The 1,059-nt window shown below is 48.3% G+C and carries 1 protein-coding gene; it reads right to left on the bottom strand.

Going from position 1 to position 1,059, the window contains the following annotated elements:
* Positions 1-7: 7 nt before the first annotated feature.
* On the bottom strand, positions 8-961 hold the full coding sequence (locus tag ICN47_RS12705; RefSeq protein ID WP_216168232.1) for an IS30 family transposase: 954 nt from the start codon (positions 959-961) through the stop codon (positions 8-10).
* Positions 962-1,059: the final 98 nt, after the last annotated feature.

Genomic DNA, 1,059 nt, shown 5'->3' with positions numbered 1-1,059 from the left:
CGTAGATTCAAACACGAAGTGCAACACGGTTTAAGGACTGCATAAATACTTCATTGGGGGTTTTAAATCCTAATCGTTTTCTAGGTCGGTTGTTTAAACGGTCTTGGATCATTCTAAGCTCCTTATCGGTCACAGTAGATAGCGGTCTCTTTTTGGGGATGTATTGCCGCAATAGACCATTGAAGTTTTCATTTGATCCACGTTGCCAACTAGCAAACGGATCCGCAAAGTACGTCGTTGATTGAAGAGCTGTATCAATCCTGGCGTGCTCGGCAAATTCCTTGCCGTTGTCAAAAGTCAGGGTTTTAACGAGTGGGGTCACGGCGTTTAATTTAGTGATGATGGCGCTACTGACTAAATCCGACGTCTTGTTCTTGACCTTAGCCAAAACGGCATAGCCACTCTTGCGCTCAACCAAGGTCACAACAGCTTGCTTGTGGGCCGCTCCAATTACAGTATCGCCTTCCCAGTGGCCGACTTGGGATCTTGTCTCAATGTGCGCTGGGCGCTCACTGATCGGCCGCCTACCTACTATTTGGCCTCTGCGATCACGGCCGCTGGCATAGCGTTTCTTGCGCTTTTTTTGGCAACGCAGCTGCTGGTAAAGATTGCCGCCAGCGGCTTTATCGGCGTAGACATGGCGGTAGATGGTCTCATGACTAATGCCAACCTGATTGGCAATTTGGACGGGGCTCCACTGAGCTAAGAGGCAATCCACTGTCTGATTCCATTGATCGGCTGTTATTTGGGCGGCATTACGGCAGCCTAATGAGCGTTCTTCTGCCAACAGGCAGGCTTGCTTGGGACGGTAACCTTTGAGCCCCGTATTGCGAGCAAGCTCTCGGCTAATGGTCGACTTATGCCGATCCATCAGTTGGGCTATTTGAGTTTGGGTTTTTCCGTCTTTCATGAGGATATAAATCTGATATCGTTCAGTTTGGCTAAGGTGTTGATAGGTCATGGCTACTTTGACTTGCAGGTCTAGAAGCTTTGGATACTAAAACATCCTTAGCCTCCTTAACTAGTTGTTCAAAGTTGCACTTCGTAGTTGAATCCACC

This window comes from Polynucleobacter sp. AP-Latsch-80-C2 (assembly GCF_018882185.1).
Lineage (GTDB): Bacteria > Pseudomonadota > Gammaproteobacteria > Burkholderiales > Burkholderiaceae > Polynucleobacter.
This window is presented reverse-complemented; position numbering and strand designations above follow the sequence as displayed.

Bases quoted from the DNA above. Each gene is read 5' to 3' on its own strand.
- ICN47_RS12705 (WP_216168232.1), bottom strand. From the start codon at position 961: ATGACCTATCAACACCTTAGCCAAACTGAACGATATCAGATTTATATC.